We start from the raw sequence: 6,813 nt of genomic DNA, 5'->3' as shown, positions 1-6,813 counted from the left end.
CGGCCCAGCAGTGGGTGTGCGAGCACGTCCTCGGGCTGGAACCGATGCCCGCCGAGGAACTGCCGCCCGCGAAGGTGCCGCACGCGGAGAAGGAGCAGCGGAACCTGGCCGCCGCCGCCCAGTACCGCGAGCGGGAGGGGAACCTCAACGTCCCCCGCAAGCACAAGGAGCCGCTGCTGCTGGACACCGAAGGCGGCGGCGAACCGACAGAGGTCGTCGTGGCCCTGGGACTCTTCGTCGCTAACAGCCGCCTTCGGCGGACCACCATCCCGGCCGAGCGAGCCGCCCGACTCACCGAACTCGGGATGCGCTGGGCGTAGCTGGCGTCCCGCGAGGCGGGCCGCCGAGGTGCAACACGGCACCGCCCGGCCCGCCCCAGGGGACAAACGCCCAGCTCAGGGGTGCAACACGAGACTCCGCGTTGCAGCTTGTTGCGCCCCGTGTCCGGGTACAGGCCACCTATCTGCACAGCCAGGTACACGCGAACGTGCACAGCGCGCCGTGTGCCCAGGGTGGCTGTATGGGCGCTGGCCGGCTCGGGTGATGCCGGACGGGTCAAGCTCCCGCCGTACGGCGGTGGTAGTCAATGGTGACGGCACCGAGGAGTGGTCCCCAGGCGACGAGGGGCAGGTACAGGAATCCGGCGATGGTGCTGCCGAGAGGGGTCATGTCCGTGTGGGGGAAAGCCCACCAGAGGGCGAACTGGGAGAGAAACAGGGTCAGTGCCCCGGCACCGAGGCCCGCCGCAACGGTGACCGTGCGCGGGTTCGGCCGACACCCGCCGACGAGGGGAACCCACCTCGGCAGCACCTCGCCCCACGGCCGGACCAGCCCGAGCGTGAGCAGTGCCAGCAGTTCCCCGGCCGTGCTGAGCCCGACCACGTACACCGAACCCCAGCCGGTGAAGTCCATCGCCTCGTACCCGGCCCGGGTGTACCCGGCGGTGAGACCGGCCGCCAGCAGGAGGCGCCATATCCCGGACGGCAGGGTGAGCAGCACGGCGGTGTGGGCGGCGCAGACGGCCCAGCGGGGCGGGGACGCCAGCGCGCGATCGGGTGGGGTGACGGTCATGGAAACTATCGTGTCGGCGCGTCGCCGCCCCGGCGTCGTCCCTGAGGACCGGCCTCGAAGCCGACCCCGGAAGGAGATCCGCGCCGCCGTCTCCTCCGCGCGGGGGACAGCCGACATCCCCGCCGTTCACGGGCGTGCCGACCTCGCGTTCCTCGCCGACGCCCGGCGCCGGGTGACACCTACGGGCCGTTCGACCTGATCCCGGAGGTCACCCACCGCTTCGCCGAGGTCGGCGGACACATAGCCCTCGCCAGCAAGGGCGGCGCTCGCCCAGTTCGGGGCGCGGGAGCGGCATGCGCGGGTGCCCCGCCCTCACCGTGAGCCGTTGGAGACTGTGGAGGCTGGCCACCGGCGGCGAGGACCAGGTCGTGGTGCATCAGGTGGCGCTAGGTTCATTCTTGAACAACGCCAAGGCGAGGCGGGCGAAGCTGACGCCGGGACAGCTCGCCGAGCGCGGCGTGGAGCGGGTGTAACGGACCGGTGCTCAGTCCGTGAGCTAAGGGTCCGCGATCATCGTCCACTCGTCGAACTCTTCGGCGCGGGTGAGGCCCCTGGTTGAACTGGATTGTTGGACATATTGTTGGACATCCGGCTCGACTGCCTGGGGCCTCGCCGTCATGGGTCGGCCGACACTTTTCGGTCAGTGGCGGTCCGGGCGTTCTCGGTCAGGCCGTCCTCATCATGATGATGTCCGGGCCCATCGGTACGGTGAAGGTGAAGGCGGTCACCGTGGGAGGCGTCGTTGCGAGCAGCGCGGATTGACACTGCGTGTCCCGTGCGATGACGTCCATGTATTCGACGGGTCCCTGGGTACGGAAGATCGGCACCGTGAGCATCAGGTTGCCGGACGACTGAGTGGAGAGGATCTTCTTCGGGCCCTGGACTTCGTGCGTGCCGGAGGAACTGGAGATGGCCAGCTTCATGTCGTAGTCGCCGAGGCTGGGGAACGTCAGCGTGTATGTGAGCTGCTCGGGACCATTCCCCAGGAGCACCGTCCCGGTGAACGTCCCCGCGTAGTCTGCGAAGGACTGCCCGCACGCGTCGGCGGCGGACGCCGTATTCGTGGGGACGGCTCCCGGAACGATGCCTGCGAGTAGTGCGGTTCCGGCGGCGATGGCAAGGCTTCTGCCCAGTACACGAGCAGATCGCATCTCAACCCCATTTCTCTGTGGCCTGGCCACAGTCGATGACGGGCGCACTGTGCGCTCCCTCTGATCGTGATGCTGGATGCGGGCATGACAGCACGCCACTCGACAGGACCGGATGGGGTTGTCACACCGGGCCGGAGACAGCCGCTTCGGGCGCTGGCCCGAGCACGGTCGGCGTCAGCGCGGCCACTGCCCGATGGGAGATGTGGACTCCTGGGCAGCGCCGTGACCTGTGCGCTGCGCTGCCGCGCTGGGTGTGAGAACCGCCGCGTCCACCACCACCGGGATGGGCGGGTCGGTGCCCTTGGGCAGGTACTGCCGCAGCAGGGGGCTGTTCGCTGAACGGTTACTGTGACCGCGTCGCGAACGGATACTCAAGCCTCACTCGTCGGGCATTGGTCCGTCTACCTGCTGTCTCCGGGTTCGAAAAACAGGTAGCTAGGCCCGGGCCGCCAGGACACGCGCATACGTTCCTTCCTTGACTCGGCCCGACCCGGCTCGCAAACTCAGCCTCACCTGACCTGCCCCGCGTTCGCCCGGTCCCGTCAGCAGCATTGCGCGTGTCCCCCCCCCATGGCTCCGGAAGTCTCAGCCCGGAGTGCCCGACCGTCGGCGCAGCCAAGCACCGTGAGGGTACGTCATGACTTGACCCACTGTTGGCGCCAAGGACGAGGCCCTGGGCCACGCCGAATTTCCGGGGGTGTTCCGGCCGGGGGCTAGGTGTGGGCCGCGCCAGACCAGTCCGGGTTCTTGTGGCTCGCTGCGGGTACGACGCGCACGTGTCCGGATTCCCGCTTCAGGTTCCGGCTACCCGAACGGCGCCGGCAGGTGCCGCCCGCTCCCGGGTGCGGGCAGCGCTGGCACTCACCCCCTCTTTTGCAGGACCCGCTCCGGTCCCTCCCACCCATCTGGAGAGCCTTGATGACACCCTTATTGCTGCCGCCCCCCGAGGCGTCGCACCGCGCCGCACACGGCGCCGCTGCACACTCGGCCAGCACGCCTCTGCGTCGCCTTCTCGGCGTCCTGCTCGCGGTGGCCCTGACCCTAACCGCTTTCGCGGTGACCCCCGTCATTCGGGCTTCTGCCGCACCGCTATTCCTTGAGGACTTCAAGCCCGCCACGTACAACATGCAGGGCCGCGACGGCGGCGCCGCCACTAAATGGACCACTGACATCCAGCGGCTGATGGCCAACCACGATGTCGTGGCACTCCAGGAAGCCGGCCCTCAGCCCCCCGCCAGTGCCACCTTCCAGCAGACCTACACCCCAGACCCTTCGCTGCCCGCCATCAGCGAGTACAGCTGGAACCTCGGAAGCCGGTCCCGCCCCAACATCTACTGGATCTACTTCATGATCACCGACCCGGGCGCCAACCGGGTCAACCTGGCCATGGTGACCCAGACACGCGCCGCGCGGGTGTTCGCGATCAACCCCGGGATCCCAGCCACACAGACGTCTGAAGGCTCGCGGCCCGCGTTCGGGGTAAGGCTCGGTTCGACAATCTTCTACACCCTTCACGGCTTGTCCGGAAACGGCAACGATGACCCCAATCTGGTGGCCTACATGGCCGGGCAGGCCGCCGCCTACAGCCTCGACTTCGCGGCCCTCGGGGACTACAACCGCGACCCCGACAGCCTGCGAACCCGTCTTCCCGGCGGCAGCTACATCCACTCCCCCGCCGGCGTTACCCGGCCGTCGCCCGCCGGCGGCAGCATCCTGGACTACCTGGTGACCTCGCGCGTGGTCCCGAAGGGCTGGGGCGCACGGACGCTGACCAACGTCGGCTCGGACCACCTCGCGGTGGACTTCACCCAGATGAAGGGCGGCGCGCCGCAGGTCGGCTCGTTCTGCAGCGACGAGGGCAACCCCTGTACCATCACCGCCGGCTCAACCGTGATCTTCGGAACCGGCAACTTCTACGACATCTACAAGAACTTCCCGGGCCCGCCCCCGGGCGGAGGCGCAGCCAGCCTCGCTTGCAACATCGCCACCTTCGGGAGCGACCCCGCCCCGGGCACGACCAAACACTGCTGGGTGCAGTACACCCACCAGCAGTGGACGGACACCACTCAGACGATCTCCAACGTCAACAATCAGTGCCTGGGGCCGAAGAATGGTGCGAGCGTGGACGGAACCACGATCGTTCCCTCCGTTTGCACCGGCGTCGCCAGTCAGGCCTGGCAGTTCCCGACCGACAGCACGATCCGGACGCTGGGCAAATGCCTGACCGAAAGTACTGCCAACCCCAGCCTCGTCGTGCTGTCCACGTGCCAGGACCCGCCGACAGATGGCCAGCAGTGGTTTGCCAATCCCGACGGCGGGACACTGACCACCACCTATGCGACCGCGTTCTGCCTGACCATCGCCCAGGGGCGACTCGGATTCTTCACCTGCAATGGCCTTTCCACACAGTCGTTCCGCTTCCCGTCGAACTCCATCGCCTTCACCGGCTCCCTGGCCGGACTCTGCCTGCAACAGAACGATGGCGCCGTTAACACGGCGGAACCGTGCACTGGCATCGGCGCCCAGAGCTGGCAGTTCGGCCCAGGCAACACCGTCAGAATCAGGCGCTACAACAAGGGATGTCTGGGTATCACCCCCGGCACGGACACTCCGAGCGCCCAGAGGTGCGACGGCGGCCCTGACCGCAAGGTGGAGTGGCTGCCACAGGCCGATGGAAGACTGAAGAACGTGAGCACCGGGACCTGCCTGGGCATCAAAACCGGAACCAGGACCATTGGACTCAGCGCCTGCGGGAGCAGCCCCTCCCAGGTGCTCGACTGGCCACGAGGACAGGCCTTCATCATGCAGGGCACAACCCTCAAAGCCGGTGACTCGCTCTACTCCGCCAGCACCCGCCTGACCATGCAGAGCGACGGCAACCTAGTCCTCTACTCCCTCGCCAGCGGAAAATCACTCTGGGCCTCCGGAACACACGGTTCCTCCGCCAAGGCCCTCATGCACGACGAGGGCACCCTCTGCGTCTACGCCGACAGCACCTGGTGCGCCCCTGTCGAAGAGCGCGGAGCCTGGGCAGCGCTGACGGACGACGGAAACCTCGTCATCTACCGCGAGCGAGGTACCGACGAGCCCCTGTGGTCCGCCACCGCGGTCCACCTTGAGGTGCTGGGACTCAGCGGCGCCCTCTACTCGCAGACCTTCGACTCCAGCGGTGACTCCTTCGACCAGACCTGGACGGCTGTCGACAACGAGCAGCGCCGGGGAAGTAGGAGCGTCGCCACCGTCGCGATGCCCGGCATGGTACGCGTCTACGCCACCGCAAACGACAACCGGATCTGGTACTACGACCTCAATACCACTACCAACCAGTGGTCCGGCTGGTCCAAGTTCCCCGGCGATTGGCAAGCCGTTGATCTGACCGCCGCCCAGATCAACGGCATCATCTACCTGGAGATGGTGGGAATCGACGGCGAAGTGTTCAGCCTGGTCAGCGACTCCAACGGAGTTTTCGGCCCCAATGCCGACTGGAGAGACGTCGGGGCTAAGGCCACCCAGGTGACCAGTGTCGCGGTGAACGACAACATCGAGGTGTTCACGATCGACACCCGCGGACAGGTCCAGGTCCTTGACCTCACCACGGCAACCGGCAAGTGGACCGCCTCGCAGGTCCCCGGCAATCTTGCCGGCGCCAAGTCCCTGACCGCCAGCTACACCCACGACAATGGCGACTTTGTCCACCTGCTGGCCGAAACCGGGGGCGGGACGCTGTGGGAGCAGGATAGGTATGCCGAATACGAGCACGTCGGCTTTTTCCGGGATAGCTGGATCCAGCATCCCTCACTGGCTCATAACTTGTCCAAGCTGGCCAGCGTAGAAACACCTGGCGTCCTCCACCTCTACGGCATCGGAGACGGCGGCTTGATGTACCACCGCGACCTCAAACTCACCGGCACATGGGGCACGCAGGAAATCGTCCCGGGAAACGGCGCCGCCATCGACATCGGTCTCAGCGTCAACAGCTACTCCATGTAACCCCACACACCCAACTACAAGATCGCCCCTCCCCTCGTAAGCACCACGCACCACATCAAGGCTCGGCAACCGGGCGGCGCGGTCCGAAATGACCTACCGAAGCCCCCGGCAGGGCCGCTCACCATTGTGTGAGCGGCCCTACGTCCGTTTCGGCTCGCCACCGGACCGCGACGGCGTCTCACCTTCCGCCTCCCGCCCGGCCGCGTGAACTCCACCTCGGTCACCCAGAATCCACCGTCGACCTCACCCATAGTCCCGGGCGCGGGCCGTGCTCGGCAAGCAGCTCCAGGGTGGTGGCAATGACCGGCACCGCGTCGTCGTACTCCCGCCAGCCGTCCCCGCCCGCGTTGTCACCCCGGACAACCCACCAGCCGCCACCCCAGGAATCACGCGCCAGGTCCGCCACCGCCTGCTGACGGTTGGCCAGGGCGACCGGTCCGGCGTCGGTGACAAATGGACCCGGAGCGCGTCAAGGGGCTGGACGCGCTCGGGTTCGTGTGGTCGGTGTTCGACAGCGCCTTCACCGACAACCTGACCGCGGTCGCCGGGTACGCGGCCGAGCACGGCCACGCCTGCCCGCCGAACGAGGCCGTCTGGGGCG

Annotated in this window: 4 protein-coding genes; 2 read left to right on the top strand and 2 right to left on the bottom strand. The window is 67.5% G+C overall.

Annotated elements, in window-relative coordinates; all coding sequences use genetic code 11:
- On the top strand, positions 1 to 320 hold a 320-nt coding region (locus AA75_RS09960), incomplete at its 5' end, for a helicase associated domain-containing protein (RefSeq protein WP_033819505.1).
- Between the two features lie 235 nt (positions 321 to 555).
- On the opposite strand, the gene AA75_RS09955 is transcribed toward AA75_RS09960, so the two are convergent.
- Both AA75_RS09955 and AA75_RS09945 read right to left on the bottom strand, forming a co-directional pair.
- Complete coding sequence (locus AA75_RS09955) at positions 556 to 1,071, bottom strand: hypothetical protein (protein ID WP_033819504.1); 516 nt, start codon at positions 1,069 to 1,071, stop codon at positions 556 to 558.
- Positions 1,072 to 1,736: 665 nt separating this feature from the next.
- A complete protein-coding gene (locus tag AA75_RS09945) occupies positions 1,737 to 2,222 on the bottom strand; it encodes a hypothetical protein (RefSeq protein ID WP_149038045.1) in 486 nt (161 codons plus the stop codon).
- 918 nt (positions 2,223 to 3,140) lie between these two features.
- Between AA75_RS09945 and AA75_RS09940 the strand changes: the two genes are divergently transcribed.
- Positions 3,141 to 6,212 (top strand): ricin-type beta-trefoil lectin domain protein, encoded by a 3,072-nt coding sequence (locus AA75_RS09940; RefSeq protein ID WP_033819501.1) that lies wholly within the window; start codon positions 3,141 to 3,143, stop codon positions 6,210 to 6,212.
- The last annotated feature ends 601 nt before the right edge of the window (positions 6,213 to 6,813 follow it).

The organism is Kitasatospora sp. MBT63 (assembly GCF_000710465.2).
GTDB lineage: Bacteria > Actinomycetota > Actinomycetes > Streptomycetales > Streptomycetaceae > Kitasatospora.
Note: the sequence above shows the minus strand (reverse complement) of the source record. Positions and strands in the feature narration are given on the sequence as shown.